Here is a 19,562-nt window from a genome sequence, read left to right as displayed (position 1 = left end):
GGGGTAGAACAGCTGCGATGACCACGACCCTGCGGCCCATCGAGCCGCTCCAGCGCCATGCCGACGGGACCCGCTCGCGCCGCTATCAGGTGTGCGTGAACAGCCGCCCGGTCGGCGCGGTCCACCTCACCACCTCGCCCTCCCTCGGCGACACGGTGGCACGCGTCGCCGGCCTGCGCATCGAAGAACCCGACCGGCGGCGCGGCCGGGGCACCGTCGCCGCGCTCGCCGCGGAGGAGGTGGCCCGCGGCTGGGGCTGCGAACGGATCGAGACCGTCGTCCCCGCGGACGCGCCGGGCGCCCTGCGGCTCGCCGAGGCCCTCGGCTACGTCCACCGCAACCGCGGCATGGACAAACAGCTCGGCGACATGCCGCCCGCGCTGCCGGCGGGCAGCCGGGCGCGCCCCATGACGCGGGCCGAGTTCGCCGCCTGGCGGGTGACCGAGACCGAGCGCTACGCCCGGACCTGGACCGAGCAGGGCATGTCCGGGGAGGCGGCGCACGCCAAGGCGCGCCGCGACCACGAACAGCTCCTGCCCCAGGGCCCGGACACCGAGAACACCCTGTTCAGCGTGGTCGAACACGAGGGCACCCGGGTGGGCCACCTGTGGCTGGCGCTGCGCGCGGACGACGCCTTCGTCTTCGACGTCGAGGCCGACGCCGCCCACCGCGGCCGGGGCCACGGCCGTACGCTCATGCTGCTGGCGGAGGCCCAGGCGATCGCCGCCGGCCGCCGCGTCCTCGGCCTCAACGTGTTCGCCGGCAACACTCCCGCCGAGCGGCTCTACGCGTCCCTCGGCTACGAGACCCGGCGGTACGCCCTGCACAAGCCCCTGCTGTAGCGGCGACCCGGCCGGACACCGCCCGGCCGGACACCGCCCGGTCACGCGGCCAGGCTCAGACGTCCTCGCCGGCCAGCAGCCGGTCCACGATCTCCTCGATACGCTCGCGCAGGCCCTCCTGGCTCTTGCCGCCGTCCAGGCGCTCGCCGCCGACGACGTACGTGGGCGTGCCGGTCACCCCGATCGCCTTGCCCTCGGCCTGGTCGGCGTCGACGATCAGGATGTGCCGGCCGTCGACGAGCGCCGTGTCGAACTCCTCGGCGTCCAGGCCCAGTTCGCCGGCCACCTCGACCAGCAGCGGCTCGCCGGCGCGGTCCAGCTCCTCGACCCGGGCGAGCACCGCCTCCACGTACGGCCACAGCCGCCCCTGCTCGGCGGCCTCCTCGGCGGCCTGCGCGGCGGCGAAGGCGTGCTTGTGCTTGTCCAGCGGGAAGTGCCGCAGCCGCAGCTCCAGCCGGTCGCCGTAGCGGGCGCGCAGGGCACGCACGTCGTCCAGCGCGGCGCGGCAGTCCGGGCACTGCAGTTCGCACCAGATGTCCAGGACGGGCACCGGGCGCGCGGAGGGGGAGTCGCTCATGGGCCCAGTCTCCCAGGCCCGCCGCACCCCGCCCAATCCCGACCGGCACCTGCGGAGGAGGCGACCCGGAGATGTCCCTGATGTCCGGGTCGGAGCATGGCCCGGAGGCGGGTGGGAGGTGCAGGATGGAAGGGATGGACTGCCCCCGACCGGTGAGCGCTGCCTGGAGGACCGGATGATTGCCGAGACCGTCTGTTCCGCCGTCTCCGCCGCCGGCCTGGGCGTCGCCGCGGTCACGGCGTACCGCAAGCGCTTCCTCGCGGCGGCCCGCGTCGCCGCCTACGCCCTGGTCCCGGTCGCCCTGGTGATGACCGGGGCCGTCGGCTGGCTGGCCCGCACCGCCTTCAGCCCGACCGCCTGGGCCGGCTTCGGCCTGCTCGGCTGCGCCTGGGTGCTCTTCGCGGCGACCCGCTCGGTGGAGCGGCGGCGCGGCGGCACCCGCAAGGAGCGCAGGGCGGCGGCCCGGGCGGCCCGCCACGACGCGGTGGCCCCGGCGGCCTCGGCCCCGTCCCTCGGCGGCACCCCGGCCCGGCCGTCCGGCAGCACCCCCGCCGCCCGCCCGGCCGCCGCACCCCGCCGCGAGGACGACTTCAGCGACATCGAGGCCATCCTGAAGAAGCACGGCATATGAGGCCCTTGTGAGGCCCTGAAGAGGCACGGTGCAGGAAGTGGTCCTGGAAACGATCAGGTTCCGTGCCCATCCGAAGCGAAGATCATGGGTTCTCGCGACGTACCGGACATTCAGTGCGTGTTGATCGCGCCGCCGGTGCCGGCTGGGTCATCATCGCCGCGAGATGGTGGACACGACACAGAGCGAGGCCGCGCCGCGGAAGAACGAACCGCGCGGGTGCCTCTTCGCCCTATCCCAGCCGCCGCTGATGATCTTCCTTGCGGTGATCGGGGGTCTGCTGCTCATGGCTGCGTTGCACGATCTGCTGTTGCTGTGAGCCGTACCCGTGGGTCCTCGGCGTCACCCGCCGGGGACCACGACAAGACGGACGCCCGACGGCCGGGCCGTCAGCCCGCCGCCTCCTTGCGCCGCGCCCGGTACGCGGCCACATGCAGCCGGTTGCCGCACGTCCGGCTGTCGCAGTAGCGCCGCGAGCGATTGCGGGAGAGGTCGACGAAGGCCCGCCGGCAGTCGGGCGCCTCGCAGCGGCGCAGCCGCTCCTGCTCCCCGGCCACCACGAAGAACGCCAGCGCCATGCCGCAGTCCGCCGCCAGGTGATCGGCGACCGAGGCACCGGGGGCGAAGTAGTGCACATGCCAGTCGTACCCGTCGTGGTCCGTCAGCCGGGGCGTGGTGCCGGCGGCGGCCACCAGCTCGTTGATCAGCCCGGCGGCGGTACGGGAGTCCGGGGCCGCGAAGATCGCGCCGAACCGGCCGCGGATGCGGCACACCGAGGAGAGGTCGAACTCCGACAGGACGCCGACATCGCTCATGTCGTGGCGTCGCACGAAGTCCGCGAGCGCGGCGACGTCCGCCAGCCCGTCCGGCGCCGCGTCGTCCTCCGGGGCGGTGTTCACCAGATCCACCACGGTGTCGAGCGCGCACCGGGTGTCGTGGGTGATCAGCACGTTTCGCTCCCTGGCCTGGGGATCGGGCAGACGCCCGCCGATGCAGGCCGATGGTAATGGCTTGGCCGTCACCCGAGCAGCGCACGGCTCCCCCCACGGCGTGCCGCCGTGGGGGGAGCCGTGCGCGGGCGCACCGGACCCGGCGCCTCGCGGTGAGCCGCTGCCGGTGCGTCGCGTATGCGGTTGTCCTGGCCCGAGCCGTCTCCCCGAGTGGACGGCAACGGGCAGCTCGAAGGGGTCCGCCGGGGCGGCCGTCAACTCTCCGCGAGGATGTGCGACAGCTCCTGATCGAGATCGAAGTGCCGGTGTTCCGTGCCGGGGGGCACGGCCGCGTCCGTTCGCTTCAGGAAGGACTCCAGGGCCCGCGCCGGGGCCTCGAGCAGGGCCTCGCCCTCCGGAGAGCTGAGGGCGATGCACACGACGCCCTGGCCATGACTGCGCGACGGCCAGACACGGACGTCGCCGGTTCCGGTGGGACGGTGAAGACCCTCGGCGAGGAGGTCGCGGGCGAACACCCACTCGACGGTTTCCTCGGCTCCGGTGTGGAAGGTGGCGTGCACGGCGTAGGGGTCGGCCGTGTCGTACCGCAGGCCTGCGGGGACAGGCAGGGAGGACTCGCTCGACACAACGAGGCGCAGGTGCAGCTCGCAGCTGACCGTGGTGTTCATAAGCGCCAGGGCCTTTCGCTCAGTGTGCGCTCGGGGATTCGCACGTCGGCGAAATCGACATGCCACCTACGGTGGCGTTGTAAACCCCTCTGAGTGTTTTGCCTGGCTTTACGTAACTCTTCCGGCCGAGAACCCGTTCGCGCGGTACGTCCATTCCAGTGACCGGATTCTCTCCGGTAGGGTCGCGCTGTATGAATACGGGGAGTGACGATCCGGGTGAGGTTGCCGCCGCGTCGGACGGAGCGAAGATGGAGACGAAGGCGGGACGTGCGGAGGAGGGGCACGGCCGCCGCGGTCTCGGATCACGGGCGCCGGAGTTCGTCCGGTCACGGCGCGTGCTCCACATCAGCTGGCAGGTCGGCGTCTTCGTGGTCGGCCTGGCGGTCGTCGGCACCGGCGTCGTGCTGCTGCCGCTGCCCGGTCCCGGCTGGGTGGTGATCTTCGCCGGCCTGGCCATCTGGGCCACCGAGTTCGTCTGGGCCCAGCTCGTGCTCCGCTGGACCAAGCGCAAGGTCACCGAGGCCGCCCAGCGCGCCCTCGACCCCAAGGTGCGCCGCCGCAACATCGCCCTGACCGTGACGGGACTCGTGATCGTCGGGGTGCTGGCCGGGATCTATCTGCACCGGTTCGGGCTCGTCCTGCCCTGGCACATCACGAAGCGCTGACGTACCGCGCCGCCGTCGCCGGAGCGCGGTGCGGAACCGTGGTCTCGGGCACTGCCTGACATGCGGTAATGTTCTTCCTGTGCCCGGGCGATTAGCTCAGTGGGAGAGCGCTTCGTTCACACCGAAGAGGTCACTGGTTCGAACCCAGTATCGCCCACCCGGCACGACGGCCCGTCCGCGACCACGCGGACGGGCCGTCGTCGTGTTCCGTCGCTCGGCCGGTGACGGTCCGTTACTTGCGACGCGGTCGCAGAAGTATCCGAAGGCCCCGGCGGAGAAGGACTTTCGGGGCGGCGGCCATTCCGTGAGAAGTCCGGGCCGCGGGACCCGGCGGTAATCTCCCGGCCATTTTCCAAAAGGCCGTCACTTTTCACCCCGGAGAAGCGCCGCCGCACGGGCGGCGGCGCTCGCGGCCGGTGCGGCACGGGTCCGGGCAGACTGGCCGACCATGGACTGGACCCACTACCGCTTCCGCAGCCTGTGGCCGCTGCCCGCGCCGCCCGCCGCCGTCTTCGCCGCGCTGGAGCGGGTCGAGGACTACCCGCGGTGGTGGCGCCAGGTGCGCGAGGTGCGCCGCGACGACGACACCACCGGCGTCGTCCGCATCCGCTCCCTGCTGCCCTACGACCTCACCTTCACCGCGCGCGAGGTCCGCCGGGACCGGGCCGCCGGCGTCCTGGAGGTGGCGATGACCGGCGACATCGAGGGCTGGGCGCGCTGGACCCTCACCGCGCGCGGCACCGGCACCCTGGCCCGTTACGACCAGGTCGTCGACGTACGCAAACCCCTGCTCAGACGGTTCGCGGTGCCCGGCCGGCCGGTGTTCCGGCTGAACCACCGGCTGATGATGCGCTCCGGACGGCGCGCACTGGCGGCCCGCCTGCGAGCGGTTTGAACCAAGGGCCCGGGGGCCTGTATGGTTCAGTGCGTTCCCGGGCGATTAGCTCAGTGGGAGAGCGCTTCGTTCACACCGAAGAGGTCACTGGTTCGAACCCAGTATCGCCCACCGGGAAAGGCCGGTCCGCAGCAGCGGACCGGCCTTTGTCATGCCGGGTCTTCGTCCGGCCCGGCCTGCGTCACGCCGCCGCGGGCAGCTCCGGCCGCAGCGGCCAGGACGGGTCTACCGTCTCCTCCGTGCCGCTGCGCGCGAACCACGCCTGCAGCCCGCGGGCCTGGGCCGCGTGCCAGCCGGTCTGCAGGGTGTGCAGCTCGCCGGGGGAGAGCCGGTCCAGACGGGCCGCGAAGCGGCGGCCGAGGGCGCGGACGACCTCCATCGCGGCCAGCGCGTCCGCCGCCGCGTCATGCGCGTCCGCGAGCACGACCTCGTACTGCGCGCACAGATCGGTGAGGGTGCGCCGGCCCTTGCGGTAACGGTCGAGGTGCTTGTCCAGCACCCGAGGGTCGAGCACCCGCAGCGGCGCCGCCTCGAACCAGCGGTCCAGCGACGAGGCCCGGTGCCGGCGCAACTCCCGGTCGAGCAGCGTCAGATCGAAAGGCGCGTTCATCACCACGAGCGGGCGGCCCAGTGCGGCCTGTTCCGCCAGCTCCTCGGCTATCTCGTACATCACCGGGGCCGGCCAGCGCCCGGTGCGCTGCAGATGCTCCTCCGTCAGCCCGTGCACCGCCGTCGCCTCCTCGGGCACCGGCACCCCCGGGTTCACCAGCCAGCGCAGCGTCCGCGGCCGCGAGCCCGGGGCGTCCTGGACGACGACGGCGGCCGACACGATCCGGTCGGTCTCGACGTCGACGCCCGTGGTCTCCGTGTCGAAGGCGGCCAGCGGCCCCTCGTACCAGCAGCACGTCATGTCGACCACAACTCCTCGCTCACCCACGGCGGCTGACGCGCCGTCTTCTGCCGGTTCGGTGATACCCGGGCTGTTTGCGCCGTACGCCGGAAGGAGACAACAGGAGTACGGGTCTTTGCAGTTCACAGACCCACGACGGGGGACCGGGGGCACACCCGGGCGGTCCACCCGGCAAACCCCCTGGCGTGAAAGGCTGTCGGTCATGGTGATGGCGCAGCCCGAGCGGGGCGGGCTGCTGCCCGACCGTGCGGGCCCCCTGCGCGGCACGCTCGCCACCACCGCCTGCATGGAGACCCTGCAGGTGGGATATCTGCACGCGGTCGCCGCGGCGGCCGGCTGCTCGCTGTCCCAGCCCTTCCCCGACAACGGCATCGACTGGCACGTCAGCCACAGCGCCCCCGGGCACACCGTCGACGACGAGGTGACCATCAAGGTGCAGCTGAAGTGCACGTACCAGCTCCCGCCGCACCCGCCGGGCCCGTCCTTCTCCTTCACCCTCGACAACGCCCACCTGGCGAAGCTCGCCCGCACCCCGGTCTCGGTGCACAAGATCCTGGTCGTGATGATCGTGCCGCGCACCCAGGACCAGTGGCTGCGGGCCGGACACGACCGGCTCGACCTCCGGCACTGCTGCTACTGGGTCAACCTCGCCGGCCACCCCCTCACCGGCCGGCACCGCACCACCGTGCGGATACCGACCTCGCGCATCTTCGACGACCGGGCCCTGTGCGAGATCATGACGCGGGTCGGGACGGGAGGCACCCCATGACGCACCGCCCCCTCGGCGAGCCCCCGCGGCCGGTGCGGCCGCACCCCGCCGGCACCCCCTGGTCCGGCGCGCCGGACAGCCCTCCCCGGCCCGCCGCCGTCGACCCGGCCGTGCTCGGCGCCCTGCTGCACCGGCACGGCTGGCAGCGGCGCGGCGGAGCCGCCGGACGCTACGGCCGCTGGACCCCGCCCGGCCCCTGCTCCGCCGCGACCAGCCTCCTGGTGCCGGTCAGCCGCGCCTTCCCCGACAGCGACGACCTGCTCGACGAGGCGCTCGACGCGCTCGCCCGCAGCGGCACGCCCTCCGCGCGCGCGGTGCTGGTCGCGCTCGCCGTGCCCAGCGACGAGATCCACTGGTGGCGGGACGTGCCCGGCGGCCCGGCCGGCACCGCGGCATGGAGCGTCGAGGAACGGCTGCGCTCCGCCGCCCGGCAGACCCTGCTCGCCGCCGCGCTCGCCACCCGCGCGCGGGCCGGCTACCACGGCGCCCGGCACCGCCGCCCGGCCACCGCCTCCCTGGACCACGTCCTGGTCGGCTCCGCCTGTGGCGGGCGCAGCCTGACCGCCCTCGTCCCGGTCGACCCGGTCCGGCCGCTGGCCGTCCGGCTCCACCAGGCCGTCTGGGCCGTCCGCGAGGCCGTCGACTACCGGCGGGCCACCGGCACCCTGGACGCCTTCGACGGCGCGGTACGGGCCGGCGCCAGCCGCGAGCTGACCGAGGCGCTGGTCGCGCTGGTGCGCGGGACCGAGGGCGCGCGGATCGCCGTCGAGTGGGCACCGGCCGCCGGGGTCCCCGACCACTGCGCCGCCGCCGAGGCCGTCGAGTTCTCGCCCGGCGACCTGCCCGTGCTGCGCGAGGCCGGCGCCCGCTATCTGCGCGCCGAGCCCTCCGTGCCCGTGCGGATCACCGGCGCGGTGGTCCGGATGCGCAGGCCGCAGCCGCACGGCGAGGGCACCGTGCGGCTGCGGGTGCTCTCCGGCGCCGACGTGCCCTACGTCCGCGTCGCCCTGGACGAGGAGGACTACCGCACCGCGGGGCACGCCCATCTCGTCGGCCTGCCGGTGCGCGTGCTGGGCCGGCTGGAGAGCCGGGGCGGCTTCCGCCGGCTCACCGGCGCCTGCCAGGTCGCCCCCGTGCAGGTGGACGACGAGGAACGCGACCGGCTGATGAAATGGCTGCGGGAGGAGCCCGGGGACACGGACTTCTTCGGTCCGCGGGAGACGGGCGCCGGGAGCGACTGAGCGGGGGGCCGCCGGAACCGTTTCGCGGTGGGCGCCCCCGGGTCGGTACGATCCCAGCATGCGCGCGCTCCCGGTATGGCGCCGCACCCACCTTCAGTCAGGAGAGACCGGTGTCAGACGTCCGTGTGATCATCCAACGCGATTCCGAGCGGGAAGAGCGCACGGTGACGACGGGCACCACGGCCGCCGACCTCTTCGCCGGCGAGCGCTCGATCGTCGCCGCGCGCGTGGGCGGCGAGCTGAAGGACCTGGCCTACGAGGTCCGGGACGGCGAGACCGTCGAGGGCGTCGAGATCTCCTCCGCGGACGGCCTGGACATCCTGCGCCACTCCACCGCGCACGTCATGGCCCAGGCCGTGCAGGAGCTGTTCCCCGAGGCCAAGCTGGGCATCGGCCCGCCGGTCCGGGACGGCTTCTACTACGACTTCGACGTCGAGCGGCCCTTCCACCCCGATGACCTCAAGGCCATCGAGAAGAAGATGCAGGAGATCCAGAAGCGCGGGCAGAAGTTCGCCCGCCGTGTGGTCACCGACGAGGAGGCCCGCGCGGAGCTGGCCGAGGAGCCGTACAAGCTGGAGCTGATCGGCCTCAAGGGCGCGGCCTCCGCCGACGACGGCGCGGACGTCGAGGTCGGCGCCGGCGAGCTGACCATCTACGACAACCTGGACGCCAAGACCGGCGAGCTGTGCTGGAAGGACCTCTGCCGCGGTCCGCACCTGCCCTCCACCCGCCTCATCCCGGCGTTCAAGCTGATGCGCAACGCGGCCGCCTACTGGCGCGGCAGCGAGAAGAACCCGATGCTCCAGCGCATCTACGGCACCGCCTGGCCGTCCAAGGACGAGCTGAAGCAGCACCTCGACTTCCTCGCCGAGGCCGAGAAGCGCGACCACCGCAAGCTGGGCAACGAGCTGGACCTGTTCTCGATCTCCGACCAGATCGGCTCCGGCCTGGCCGTCTTCCACCCCAAGGGCGGCACCGTCCGCCGGGTCATGGAGGACTACTCGCGCCGCCGCCACGAGGAGGAGGGCTACGAGTTCGTCTACACCCCGCACGCGACCAAGGGGAAGCTCTTCGAGACCTCGGGCCACCTGGACTGGTACGCCGACGGCATGTACCCGCCCATGCAACTCGACGAGGGCGTGGACTACTACCTCAAGCCCATGAACTGCCCGATGCACAACCTGATCTTCGACGCGCGCGGCCGGTCCTACCGTGAACTGCCGCTGCGCCTGTTCGAGTTCGGAACCGTGTACCGGTACGAGAAGTCGGGCGTGGTGCACGGCCTGACCCGCTCGCGCGGCTTCACCCAGGACGACGCGCACATCTACTGCACCCGCGAGCAGATGGCCGAGGAGCTCGACAAGACGCTCACCTTCGTGCTGAACCTGCTGCGCGACTACGGTCTGACCGACTTCTACCTGGAGCTGTCCACCAAGGACGAGACCAAGTTCGTCGGCTCCGACGAGGTGTGGGAGGAGGCCACCGAGACCCTGCGCCAGGTCGGTGAGAAGCAGGGCCTGGAGCTGGTCCCGGACCCGGGCGGCGCCGCGTTCTACGGGCCGAAGATCTCCGTCCAGGTCAAGGACGCGATCGGCCGCACCTGGCAGATGTCCACGGTCCAGCTGGACTTCAACCTGCCGGAGCGCTTCAACCTGGAGTACACGGCGGCCGACGGCTCCAAGCAGCGCCCGGTCATGATCCACCGCGCGCTGTTCGGCTCCATCGAGCGCTTCTTCGCCGTCCTCCTGGAGCACTACGCGGGCGCGTTCCCGGCGTGGCTGGCGCCGGTGCAGGCGGTCGGTATTCCGGTGGGTGACGCACATGTGGAGTACCTGGAGGGCTTCGCGGCGGAGGCCAGGAAGAAGGGCCTGCGGGTCGAGGTCGACTCCTCGTCGGACCGGATGCAGAAGAAGATCAGAACGGCGCAGAAGCAGAAGGTACCTTTCATGATCATCGTCGGGGACGACGACATGAGTGCGGGCACGGTGTCCTTCCGCTACCGGGACGGTTCGCAGGAGAACGGCATCCCCCGTGACGAGGCGCTCGCCAAGCTCGTTGATGTGGTGGAGCGTCGCGTTCAGGTGTAGTCGTTTCCCCGCTGACGCGGGGATGGCCCCAGGATCAGGAAGGCCCAGAGGCACAAGGCGCCACGCTCCCCGCCGCTGCGGGGGGTTTCGGGCCCCCGGAAAGCTCAGCTCTCCGGGGGCCCGCCCGCATGTCCGGACTGTGCGAACCGCTGCATCAGCCAGGACGAGAACGACCCCGTCACCGCGCCGAGCAGCGCCAGGCCGCAGCCCATCAGGGCGACCGCGATCACCCGGCCCGGTACCGTCACCGGCGCCACGTCGCCGTAGCCCACCGTGGCCAGCGTGGAGCACGCCCACCACACCGAGTCGCCGAAGGTGCGGATCGTGGCGTGCGGGGCCCGGTGCTCGAAGCGGTACACGGACAGCGACGCGGCGAAACCGAGCAGGGCCGCCGACAGGCCCGCGTACACCATCACCCGGGCCTGGAGCGGCCAGCGGGGCTCCCCGTGGCGGCGCTGGACGGCGTCGTAGACCCGGACGATCCGCACCGGCCGCAGCAGCGGCAGCAGCATCACCACCGTGTCCAGCCAGTGCCGGCGCGGGAAGTCCGCGCCCAGGCCGCTCAGGCGCCGGCGCACCGCGTAGTCGACGACGAACACCGCCCAGCTGCCGACCAGCACCGCCCGGCACGCGTCGGGGGTGGGCCGGGGCAGGTCCTCGCCGAGGACCAGCATCGCGTAGGAGGCGAGGTAGAGCAGGGACGCCACCGCGAGCGGGGTGTCCACCCGCCGCTCCCAGCGGGTCACGGGGCTGTCGTCGTCCACCGGCCCAGCTTGGCCGGTTCCCCCGCTCGCGGTGCCCCGCCGACACGCCGCGAACGGCCGAAGCCATATGCTGCCTTGCATGACGAGTGAGCCGGAGCAGCAGATCGGAGTGGGGACGCAGGACGCGTTCCAGCGCCTGTGGACGCCCCACCGGATGGCCTACATCCAGGGCGAGAACAAGCCGACCGGTCCGGGGGCCGGCGACGGCTGCCCCTTCTGTGCCATTCCGGCCAAGTCCGACGAGGACGGCCTGATCGTCAAACGGGGCGAGCAGGTGTACGCGGTGCTCAACCTGTACCCGTACAACGGCGGCCACCTGATGACCGTGCCCTACCGGCACGTGGCCGACTACACGGACCTCACCGTGGCGGAGACCGCCGAGCTGGGGGAGCTGACCAAGCAGGCGATGCGGGCGCTGCGCGCCGCCTCCGGCGCGCAGGGCTTCAACATCGGCATGAACCAGGGCTCGGTGGCGGGCGCGGGCATCGCCGCCCACCTGCACCAGCACATCGTGCCCCGCTGGGGCGGCGACACGAACTTCATGCCGGTGGTCGGCCACACCCGGGTTCTGCCGCAGCTGCTCGCGGACACCAGGAAGATGCTGGCGGAGGCGTGGCCCGCGTAGCGCGGGCCCGCCCGGTGCCGGTTACGCGTCGTACAGGTCGGCCTTCCTGGGCGACGCGTCCTGGACCATGCCGCTGAGGATCGAGGAGCGGGTGCCGAACTTCTCGACGTCCACGCCGTTCTCCTTGAGCGTCTTGAGCGCCGCCGCGTGCACCACCCGCAGCACCGGCGTGGCGGCGCGCAGCGCGTCGTCGGCCATGAAGCGGTGCCGCCAGGGCTGGTCGGCCCAGGCGTGCCGCAGGCCGAACGGCTCGGGCAGGATCAGCTTGCCGCCGAGCCAGTTCAGCACCGGCGGGTAGGAGGTCAGGGGGGCGCGGGCGGCGAGCCGCACCACCTCGTCGGCGTCGATCAGGGGCAGCTTCACCTTGCGGGTCTCCCAGAACCGGACCGCCTTCGCCACTTCCTTCTCCTTGGCGGCGGGCTTCTGGTTGAACAGCGGGTTGACCGGGCCGAGGGCGTGGCCGGTGACCTCGATGCGCAGGGTGTCGTGCAGCACGGTGACGGTGATGAGCATGGTGATCACCAGATGGCCGTCCCACAGGGTCCACTGCACCCCGAGGTAGTGCCGGTCGCCGCCGCCGAACTGCTGCTTGTTGCAGATGTCCTGGACGGCGTGGGTGCGCACGGTGTACGCCTCCACGTCCGAGCCGCCCGGCCGGGAGACCTCCTTGGCGTTCTCCCCGATGGGCGTGACGATCCAGTGCGTGATGGACGGCTTGGGGAAGCCGCCGGTGTTGATGGGGGTGCGCTCCAGCATGGCCAGGCCGCCCTGGATGGCGGTGATCACGTCCCAGCTGCGGAACGGGTGGAAGTCCTTTCCGGGCTCGGCCGATGCGAGGTTCTCGGCCAGCTGCCAGCTGCCCCAGCGGGTGCCCATGCCGAGTATGCCCTTGGGGCCGGCGTAGAAGACGGAGTTGGACCGCTGCTCGGCGCCCAGCCGGGCGAGTTCCTTGCGGACCTGCTCGGCGGCGTCGCCGGGGTTGCCGGGCACCGCCTCGGGGATCTTCGCGCCGACCAGTCCGCCGCCGGAGAGCAGGCCCGCCCAGCGCTCCCTGAGATCACGGGCGGTGCGCTCGCAGATCTGCTTGGCCCAGAACCAGCCGACCACCGGCATCACGACCGCGGCGCGCGCGTACCACGCCCAGAAGCCGTGGAAGGGCATCTTGACGAGGAACAGCACGGCGAGCGCGCCCATGGCGACGAGCAGGGTGGTGGCCAGGGCGCCGGCCCGCCGGTCCTCGCGCCGGGACATGGTGGTGCGCAGGGTGAACACCATCAGCCACACCACGAAGCCGGGCAGGAAGAGCACGCCGCACAGCACCGTCACCGCGCTGAGCCAGTTGTCGCGCTCCCGGCGGATGCGGTGGGCCGCCAGGCAGTGCTCCACGACGACCTGGGGCTCGATGCCGAAGGACTGGATGAGCGGTTTGCGCCCGGCGCCGAGCATGCGGTCGATCACCGCGCGGGAGAACGCCTCGCCGAGGACCGGGCGGAGGATCCTCGCCCACGGCCGCGGGGCCGTCACGGTGGACTGGTGCCACTCGTTGTCGGCTTCCTTGATCTTGACCACTTCGTCGTCCCGGTACGCGGCCGCGGCCAGCGCGTAGGTCGCCGCCGTCTGGCCCGCCGTGCCCGACAGGGGCACCTGAGCCCCTGGACTGAAATCGAATCCGTCCGTCACCGCCGCCCCCACTGCCGCCGTCCGTGCACCTGCGGCCTTCCCGACTTCCCTGCCCCGCACACCTGTTGATCAGGTCATCAGCGTATCCGCACCCACCGGCGCGCGGAGGCGGACGGCCGAAGCCGCCCGCCTCTTCGGGGCGCGGAGCCCTGCCACCGAGCGCGCCCCGCGCCCCGTCGTGCGCCCGGCGCGCCGGTCAGGACGCTTCGCGCTCCTGCTGCCGGAGCCGGTCGGCGACCTGCGGCGGCATCGGTTCGTGCCGCACGTAGCGGCGGTCGAAGCGGGCCGTGCCGTGCGACAGGGACCGCAGGTCGATGGCGTAGCGGCCGATCTCGATCTCGGGCACCTCGGCCCGTACGAGCGTGCGCCCCTCGCCCACCTGCTCGGTGCCCAGCACCCGGCCGCGCCGCCCGGACAGGTCGCTCATCACGGCGCCCACGTAGTCGTCGCCGACCAGGACGCTCACCTCGGCCACCGGTTCCAGGAGATGGATCCGCGCCTCGGCGGCCGCCTCCCGCAGCGCCAGCGCGCCCGCGGTCTGGAAGGCGGCGTCGGAGGAGTCCACCGAGTGCGCCTTGCCGTCCAGGAGCGTGACGCGGACGTCGATCAGCGGGTGGCCGGAGGCGACCCCCCTGGCGGCCTGGGCCCGTACGCCCTTCTCCACCGACGGGATGAACTGCCGGGGCACGGCCCCGCCCACCACCTTGTCGACGAACTCGATGCCCGAGCCGCCCGGCAGCGGTTCCACCTCGATCTCGCAGATGGCGTACTGCCCGTGCCCGCCGGACTGCTTGACGTGCCGGCCCCGGCCCGCCGCCTTGTTCGCGAACGTCTCCCGCAGGGCCACCCGGTGCGCTACGACGTCGACCTGGACGCCGTAGCGGCTGCGCAGCCGCTCCAGGGCCACGTCGGCGTGGGCCTCGCCCAGGCACCACAGCACCACCTGATGGGTGTCCTGGTTCTGCTCCAGGCGCATCGTCGGGTCCTCGGCGACCAGCCGGGCCAGCCCCTGGGAGAGCTTGTCCTCGTCGGCCTTGCTGTGTGCCTGGATGGCGAGCGGCAGCAGCGGGTCGGGCATCTCCCACGGCGCCATCAGCAGCGGGTCGTCCTTGGCGGAGAGGGTGTCGCCGGTCTCGGCCCGGCCCAGCTTCGCCACGCACACCAGATCGCCGGCGACCGCGTGCGTCACCGGGCGCTGCTGCTTGCCGAAGGGTGTGGCCAGCGCGCCGATCCGCTCGTCGACGTCGTGGTCCTCGTGGCCCCGGTCGGCGAGACCGTGCCCGGAGACGTGCACCGTCTGCTCGGGGCGCAGGGTGCCGGAGAAGACGCGGACCAGGGAGACCCGGCCGACGTAGGGGTCGGAGGCGGTCTTGACGACCTCGGCGGCCAGCGGCCCGGCCGGGTCGCACGGGGCCAGCTCGCGCGGCCTGCCGTCCACCGTGGTGACGGCGGGCGCCGCGCGCTCCAGCGGGGTCGGGAAGCCGCGGGTGACCAGTTCGAGCAGCTCCACCGTGCCGATGCCCTGCCGGGCGCCCTCGACGGCGGGGGCGGCGGCCAGCACCGGGAAGAACACCCCGCGGGCCACGGCCCGTTCCAGATCCTTGATCAGGGTGTCCACGTCGACCGGTTCACCGCCGAGATAGCGGTCCATGAGGGTCTCGTCCTCGCTCTCGGAGATGATCCCCTCGATGAGCCGGCCGCGCGCCTCGTCCATCCGCGGCAGCTCGTCCCCGCCCGGCTCGGACTCCTTGCGCTCCCCGGACGCGTAGTCGAACAGCTTCTGCGTCAGCAGGCCGACCAGGCCGGTCACGGGCGCGTGCCCGTCGGGGCCCGCGGGGCCGTGCAGCGGCAGGTACAGGGGCAGCACGGCGTCGGGGTCGTCGGCGCCGAACGCCTCGGCGCACACCCGGGTCATCTCCTCGAAGTCGGAGCGGGCCGACTCCAGATGCGTGATCACGATGGCCCGGGGCATGCCGACGGCCGCGCACTCCTCCCACACCATGCGGGTCGAGCCGTCCACGCCGTCGGCGGCCGAGACCACGAACAGGGCCGCGTCGGCGGCCCGCAGGCCGGCCCGCAGCTCCCCGACGAAGTCCGCGTAGCCGGGGGTGTCCAGCAGGTTGATCTTGATGCCGTCCCAGTCGACGGGCACCAGGGAGAGCTGGACCGAGCGCTGCTGGCGGCGTTCGATCTCGTCGTAGTCCGAGACACAGCCGCCGTCCTCGACGCGGCCCGCCCGGTTCACCGCCCCCGCCGTCTGCGCGAGAGCCTCCACCAAGGTCGTCTTTCCCGATCCGGAGTGGCCGACCAGCACCACGTTCCGTATGGACGCGGGACGGTCGGCCGCCACTGCCCTGCCGGCGGCTCCGGGATGTGTGTGCGCCTTGTCGCCCATGATCCTGCCTCCCGTTGACGGTGAGGTCACTGTGGGCGCGGACACGCGGCGCCGCGTCACTGGCGGCTCCTGCGACGCCCGCGGTCATTCGAGCTTTGCACTCCCTCCATGCCGCGTCCATACGAACGACCCGATCCCGGTCCGCCGCCGCTGCCCGCACCCCGGGGAGCCGGTCCCGGACGGGCCCCTCGGGTGCCCGGACGTCACGCACGCGCGCGCGTGACTACGATGGGCCAGCCGGTGGCCAGCAGGGGCCGCCCGGCGACACCGACCCTCGGGAAGGCCATGCTGAACAAGTACGCGCGTGCATTCTTCACGCGTGTCCTCACACCGTTCGCCGCGTTTCTCATCCGCCGGGGCGTGAGCCCCGACACGGTCACGCTCCTGGGCACCGCCGGAGTGGTGGCGGGCGCGCTGGTCTTCTACCCCCGGGGCGAGTTCTTCTGGGGCACGGTCGTGATCACGCTGTTCGTGTTCTCCGACCTCGTCGACGGCAACATGGCCCGCCAGCTGGGCCGCTCCAGCCGCTGGGGCGCCTTCCTGGACTCCACCCTGGACCGGGTCGCCGACGGCGCGATCTTCGGCGGCTTCGCGCTCTGGTACGCGGGCAGCGGCGACGACAACATGCTGTGCGCGGTGTCGATCTTCTGCCTGGCCAGCGGCCAGGTGGTGTCGTACACCAAGGCGCGCGGCGAGGCGATCGGGCTGCCGGTCGCCGTCAACGGGCTGGTCGAGCGGGCCGAGCGGCTGGTGATCTCGCTGGTCGCGGCCGGTTTCGCGGGCCTGCACAAGTTCGGTGTGCCCGGCATCCAGTACCTGCTGCCCGTCGCGCTGTGGATCGTCGCCGCCGGCAGCCTGGTCACGCTGGTCCAGCGGGTCGTCACCGTCCGCCGCGAGTCGGCCGAGGCGGACGCCGAGGCGGCCCGCCAGGAGAACCAGGGGAGCGGGGCGTCGGCATGAGCGCCGCGGAGCGTCTCACCGACACCCTCTACGGCCTGGGCTGGAGCACCGTCAAGAAGCTCCCCGAGCCGGCCGCCGTACGGCTCGGCCGCACCGTCGCCGACCTCGCCTGGAAACGGCGCGGCAAGGGCGTGCTGCGGCTGGAGGGCAACTACGCGCGCGTGGTGCCCGACGCGACCCCCGAGCGGCTGGCGGAACTCTCCCGCGCGGGCATGCGGTCCTACCTGCGCTACTGGATGGAGTCCTTCCGGCTGCCCGCCTGGAGCCCCGAGCGGGTCCGTACCGGCTTCGCCCCCAAGGACGTGCACCACCTCACCGACGGCCTGGCCTCCGGCCGGGGCGTCATCCTGGCCCTGCCGCACCTGGCCAACTGGGACCTGGCGGGCGCCTGGGTCACCACCGAGCTGAACACCCCGTTCACCACGGTCGCCGAACGCCTCAAGCCCGAGACGCTCTACGACCGCTTCGTCGCCTACCGCGAGGGCCTGGGCATGGAGGTGCTGCCGCACAGCGGCGGCTCCGCGTTCGGCGCGCTGGCCCGGCGGCTGCGCGCCGGCGGCCTGGTCTGCCTGGTCGCCGACCGGGACCTGTCCGCCTCCGGCGTGGAGGTGGCCTTCTTCGGCGAGAGCGCCCGCATGCCGGCCGGCCCCGCCCTCCTGGCCCAGCAGACCGGGGCCCTGCTGCTGCCCGTCACCCTCTGGTACGACGACTCGCCCGTCATGCAGGGCCGCGTCCACCCCCCGGTGGACGTACCCGAGTCGGGTACGCGGGCGGAGAAGACGTCCGTCATGACCCAGGCGCTGGCCGACGCCTTCGCCTCGGGGATCGCCGACCACCCGGAGGACTGGCACATGCTCCAGCGGCTGTGGCTCGCCGACCTGGAACCCCGCCCGGCGGGCGACGGGGAGCGCGCGTGAGGATCGGCATCGTCTGCCCGTACTCCTGGGACGTCCCCGGCGGCGTCCAGTTCCACATCCGCGACCTGGCGGAGTACTTCATCCGCCTCGGCCACGAGGTGTCGGTCCTCGCCCCCGCCGACGACGACACCCCGCTGCCGCCGTACGTCGTCTCGGCCGGCCGCGCGGTCCCGGTGCCCTACAACGGCTCGGTGGCCCGGCTGAACTTCGGCTTCCTGTCCGCGGCCCGGGTGCGGCGCTGGCTGCACGAGGGCCGCTTCGACGTGATCCACATCCACGAGCCGACCTCGCCGTCGCTGGGCCTGCTCACCTGCTGGGCGGCGCAGGGTCCGATCGTCGCCACCTTCCACACCTCCAACCCGCGCTCGCGCGCGATGGTCGCCGCGTACGCCATCCTCCAGGCGGCCCTGGAGAAGATCAGCGCCCGGATCGCGGTGAGCGAGTACGCCCGGCGCACCCTCGTCGAGCACCTGGGCGGCGACGCGGTGGTCATCCCCAACGGCGTCGACGTCGACTTCTTCGCCCGGGCCGAGCCGCGCCCCGAGTGGCAGGGCGACACGATCGGCTTCATAGGGCGCATCGACGAGCCCCGCAAGGGCCTGCCCGTGCTGATGCGGGCCCTGCCGAAGATCCTCGCCGCCCGCCCGCGGACCCGGCTCCTGGTGGCCGGCCGCGGCGACGAGGAGGAGGCCGTGCGCTCGCTGCCGAGGGAACTGCGCCCGCGCGTGGAGTTCCTCGGCATGGTCAGCGACGAGGACAAGGCCCGCTTCCTGCGCAGCGTCGACCTCTACGTCGCGCCCAACACCGGCGGCGAGAGCTTCGGCATCATCCTGGTCGAGGCGATGTCCGCGGGCGCCCCGGTCCTCGCCTCCGACCTGGACGCCTTCGCCCAGGTCCTCGACCAGGGCAAGGCCGGCGAACTCTTCGCCAACGAGGACGCCGACGCCCTCGCCGACGCCGCCGTACGCCTGCTAGCCGACCCCGAACGCCGCGCCGAACTGCGCGAGCGCGGCAGCGCCCACGTCCGCCGCTTCGACTGGTCCACCGTCGGCGCGGACATCCTCTCCGTCTACGAGACGGTCACCGCGGGCGCCGCGGCGGTGGCGGCGGACGACCGCGCGACGGGCCTGCGGGCCCGGCTGGGGCTGGCCCGGGACTGACGGGGGGCGGGGGGCGGGCGGGGGCCAGCCGCAAGTTCCTAGCGGGGCAGGCTGGGGGCCCGGGGCTCGGGCGGTGTGGGTCGCCCGGACACCGGCGGCTCCCGTCCGGGCGACCGCCGCCACCTGTGGCGGCACCGGCCGCCGGGACCAGGCGCCGGCACCTTCCACCAGTACCGATCACCCAACCCCACCGTCCCCCGGGGCACCGCCGGCAGCGGTCCGACCCGGCTGTCCTCCAGGACCCCCGCCCCGCCCCGGTAGCCTTGCCGCCCGTGACCGCAACGCTCATCTGGATCCTCGTCGCGCTCGTCGTCATCGGGCTGTACCTGAGCTGGACGGCGGGACGCCTCGACCGGCTGCACGCCCGGATCGACGCCGCCCGTGCCGCGCTCGACGCGCAGTTGCTGCGCCGCGCCTCCGTGGCCCAGGAACTGGCCACCTCCGGGGTGCTCGACCCGGCCGCCTCGATCGTGCTCTACGAGGCCGCGCACGCCGCCCGGCAGTCCGAGGAGGACCAGCGCGAGGTCGCCGAGAGCGAACTGAGCCAGGCGCTGCGGGCCGTGTTCGCCGAGGCGCAGCAGGTGGAGGCGGTCCGCGAGGCCCCCGGCGGGGAGGAGGCGGCGCACGAGCTGGCGGAGGCCGTGCGCAGAGTGCCCATGGCCCGCCGCTTCCACAACGACGCCGTGGGCGCGGCCCGCAGGCTGCGCGAACACCGCAAGGTCCGCTGGTTCCGGCTGGCCGGGCACGCCCCGTTCCCGCTGGCCTTCGAGATGGACGACGAGCCGCCGGCGGCCCTGGTCGAACGGGTGGCGTAGCCGCCGCGCGGCAG

At 73.0% G+C, this 19,562-nt stretch carries 20 protein-coding genes and 2 tRNA genes; 15 read left to right on the top strand and 7 right to left on the bottom strand.

Going from position 1 to position 19,562, the window contains the following annotated elements:
• Positions 1-17 precede the first annotated feature (17 nt).
• On the top strand, positions 18-842 hold the full coding sequence (locus tag ABZ858_RS25990) for a GNAT family N-acetyltransferase (protein ID WP_361383197.1): 825 nt from the start codon (positions 18-20) through the stop codon (positions 840-842).
• Between the two features lie 55 nt (positions 843-897).
• Here ABZ858_RS25990 and ABZ858_RS25985 read toward each other — a convergent pair whose 3' ends face one another.
• Positions 898-1,419 carry a DsbA family protein gene (locus tag ABZ858_RS25985; protein ID WP_361383194.1) on the bottom strand — a complete coding sequence of 174 codons (522 nt, stop codon included), beginning with the start codon at positions 1,417-1,419 and terminating at the stop codon, positions 898-900.
• Positions 1,420-1,594: 175 nt separating this feature from the next.
• On the opposite strand from ABZ858_RS25985, the gene ABZ858_RS25980 reads away from it, so the two are divergent.
• A complete protein-coding gene (locus tag ABZ858_RS25980; protein WP_361383191.1) occupies positions 1,595-2,050 on the top strand; it encodes a hypothetical protein in 456 nt (151 codons plus the stop codon).
• Positions 2,051-2,213: 163 nt separating this feature from the next.
• Positions 2,214-2,366: a hypothetical protein gene (locus ABZ858_RS25975; RefSeq protein WP_361383189.1), complete on the top strand. Its 153-nt coding sequence runs from the start codon at positions 2,214-2,216 to the stop codon at positions 2,364-2,366.
• 70 nt (positions 2,367-2,436) lie between these two features.
• Here ABZ858_RS25975 and ABZ858_RS25970 read toward each other — a convergent pair whose 3' ends face one another.
• Positions 2,437-2,997, bottom strand: a complete 561-nt coding sequence (locus tag ABZ858_RS25970; protein ID WP_361383186.1) for a CGNR zinc finger domain-containing protein — start codon at positions 2,995-2,997, stop codon at positions 2,437-2,439.
• A gap of 254 nt (positions 2,998-3,251) precedes the next feature.
• Positions 3,252-3,665, bottom strand: coding sequence for an SsgA family sporulation/cell division regulator (locus tag ABZ858_RS25965; RefSeq protein ID WP_004002642.1), 414 nt, complete (start codon positions 3,663-3,665; stop codon positions 3,252-3,254).
• 191 nt (positions 3,666-3,856) lie between these two features.
• Here ABZ858_RS25965 and ABZ858_RS25960 point away from each other — a divergent pair, with 191 nt between their 5' ends.
• From ABZ858_RS25960 to ABZ858_RS25945, 4 genes are all read left to right on the top strand, one after another.
• Positions 3,857-4,330: a TIGR02611 family protein gene (locus ABZ858_RS25960; RefSeq protein WP_361383183.1), complete on the top strand. Its 474-nt coding sequence runs from the start codon at positions 3,857-3,859 to the stop codon at positions 4,328-4,330.
• Positions 4,331-4,415: 85 nt separating this feature from the next.
• Positions 4,416-4,487 (top strand) — tRNA-Val (locus ABZ858_RS25955).
• A 291-nt stretch (positions 4,488-4,778) separates the two neighbouring features.
• A complete protein-coding gene (locus ABZ858_RS25950) occupies positions 4,779-5,225 on the top strand; it encodes an SRPBCC family protein (protein WP_361383180.1) in 447 nt (148 codons plus the stop codon).
• Between the two features lie 39 nt (positions 5,226-5,264).
• Positions 5,265-5,336, top strand: a tRNA-Val gene (locus ABZ858_RS25945).
• A 70-nt stretch (positions 5,337-5,406) separates the two neighbouring features.
• Here the strand turns inward: ABZ858_RS25945 and ABZ858_RS25940 are convergent.
• Positions 5,407-6,135, bottom strand: a complete 729-nt coding sequence (locus ABZ858_RS25940; RefSeq protein ID WP_361383313.1) for a 3'-5' exonuclease — start codon at positions 6,133-6,135, stop codon at positions 5,407-5,409.
• Positions 6,136-6,337: 202 nt separating this feature from the next.
• Between ABZ858_RS25940 and ABZ858_RS25935 the strand changes: the two genes are divergently transcribed.
• From ABZ858_RS25935 to thrS, 3 genes are all read left to right on the top strand, one after another.
• Positions 6,338-6,904: a DUF4365 domain-containing protein gene (locus tag ABZ858_RS25935; protein WP_361383177.1), complete on the top strand. Its 567-nt coding sequence runs from the start codon at positions 6,338-6,340 to the stop codon at positions 6,902-6,904.
• Complete coding sequence (locus tag ABZ858_RS25930; RefSeq protein WP_361383174.1) at positions 6,901-8,145, top strand: hypothetical protein; 1,245 nt, start codon at positions 6,901-6,903, stop codon at positions 8,143-8,145. The genes ABZ858_RS25935 and ABZ858_RS25930 overlap by 4 nt, the downstream gene beginning before the upstream one ends.
• 110 nt (positions 8,146-8,255) lie before the next feature.
• Positions 8,256-10,232: a threonine--tRNA ligase gene (gene thrS, locus ABZ858_RS25925; protein ID WP_361383171.1), complete on the top strand. Its 1,977-nt coding sequence runs from the start codon at positions 8,256-8,258 to the stop codon at positions 10,230-10,232.
• Between the two features lie 104 nt (positions 10,233-10,336).
• Here the strand turns inward: thrS and ABZ858_RS25920 are convergent, their stop codons facing one another.
• Complete coding sequence (locus ABZ858_RS25920) at positions 10,337-10,996, bottom strand: ion channel (RefSeq protein ID WP_361383168.1); 660 nt, start codon at positions 10,994-10,996, stop codon at positions 10,337-10,339.
• 67 nt (positions 10,997-11,063) lie between these two features.
• Between ABZ858_RS25920 and ABZ858_RS25915 the strand changes: the two genes are divergently transcribed.
• Entirely contained in the window at positions 11,064-11,621 is a 558-nt protein-coding gene (locus ABZ858_RS25915) for an HIT domain-containing protein (RefSeq protein ID WP_361383165.1), read from the top strand.
• A 21-nt stretch (positions 11,622-11,642) separates the two neighbouring features.
• Here ABZ858_RS25915 and ABZ858_RS25910 read toward each other — a convergent pair whose 3' ends face one another.
• Positions 11,643-13,301: a hypothetical protein gene (locus tag ABZ858_RS25910; RefSeq protein ID WP_361383162.1), complete on the bottom strand. Its 1,659-nt coding sequence runs from the start codon at positions 13,299-13,301 to the stop codon at positions 11,643-11,645.
• A 196-nt stretch (positions 13,302-13,497) separates the two neighbouring features.
• Complete coding sequence (locus tag ABZ858_RS25905) at positions 13,498-15,696, bottom strand: elongation factor G-like protein EF-G2 (RefSeq protein WP_361383159.1); 2,199 nt, start codon at positions 15,694-15,696, stop codon at positions 13,498-13,500.
• Between the two features lie 228 nt (positions 15,697-15,924).
• On the opposite strand from ABZ858_RS25905, the gene pgsA reads away from it, so the two are divergent.
• The 4 genes from pgsA (at position 15,925) to ABZ858_RS25885 (ending at position 19,548) form a co-directional block, all read left to right on the top strand.
• Positions 15,925-16,656, top strand: coding sequence for a phosphatidylinositol phosphate synthase (gene pgsA / locus ABZ858_RS25900; RefSeq protein ID WP_361383311.1), 732 nt, complete (start codon positions 15,925-15,927; stop codon positions 16,654-16,656).
• Positions 16,653-17,573 (top strand): phosphatidylinositol mannoside acyltransferase, encoded by a 921-nt coding sequence (locus ABZ858_RS25895; RefSeq protein WP_361383156.1) that lies wholly within the window; start codon positions 16,653-16,655, stop codon positions 17,571-17,573. The genes pgsA and ABZ858_RS25895 overlap by 4 nt, the downstream gene beginning before the upstream one ends.
• Positions 17,570-18,733, top strand: a complete 1,164-nt coding sequence (locus ABZ858_RS25890; protein ID WP_361383153.1) for a glycosyltransferase family 4 protein — start codon at positions 17,570-17,572, stop codon at positions 18,731-18,733. Before ABZ858_RS25895 ends, ABZ858_RS25890 begins: the two co-directional genes overlap by 4 nt.
• 272 nt (positions 18,734-19,005) lie before the next feature.
• Complete coding sequence (locus ABZ858_RS25885) at positions 19,006-19,548, top strand: hypothetical protein (protein ID WP_361383150.1); 543 nt, start codon at positions 19,006-19,008, stop codon at positions 19,546-19,548.
• Positions 19,549-19,562: the final 14 nt, after the last annotated feature.

Source organism: Streptomyces sp. NPDC047017, assembly GCF_040644175.1.
Lineage (GTDB): Bacteria > Actinomycetota > Actinomycetes > Streptomycetales > Streptomycetaceae > Streptomyces.
Note: the sequence above shows the minus strand (reverse complement) of the source record. Positions and strands in the feature narration are given on the sequence as shown.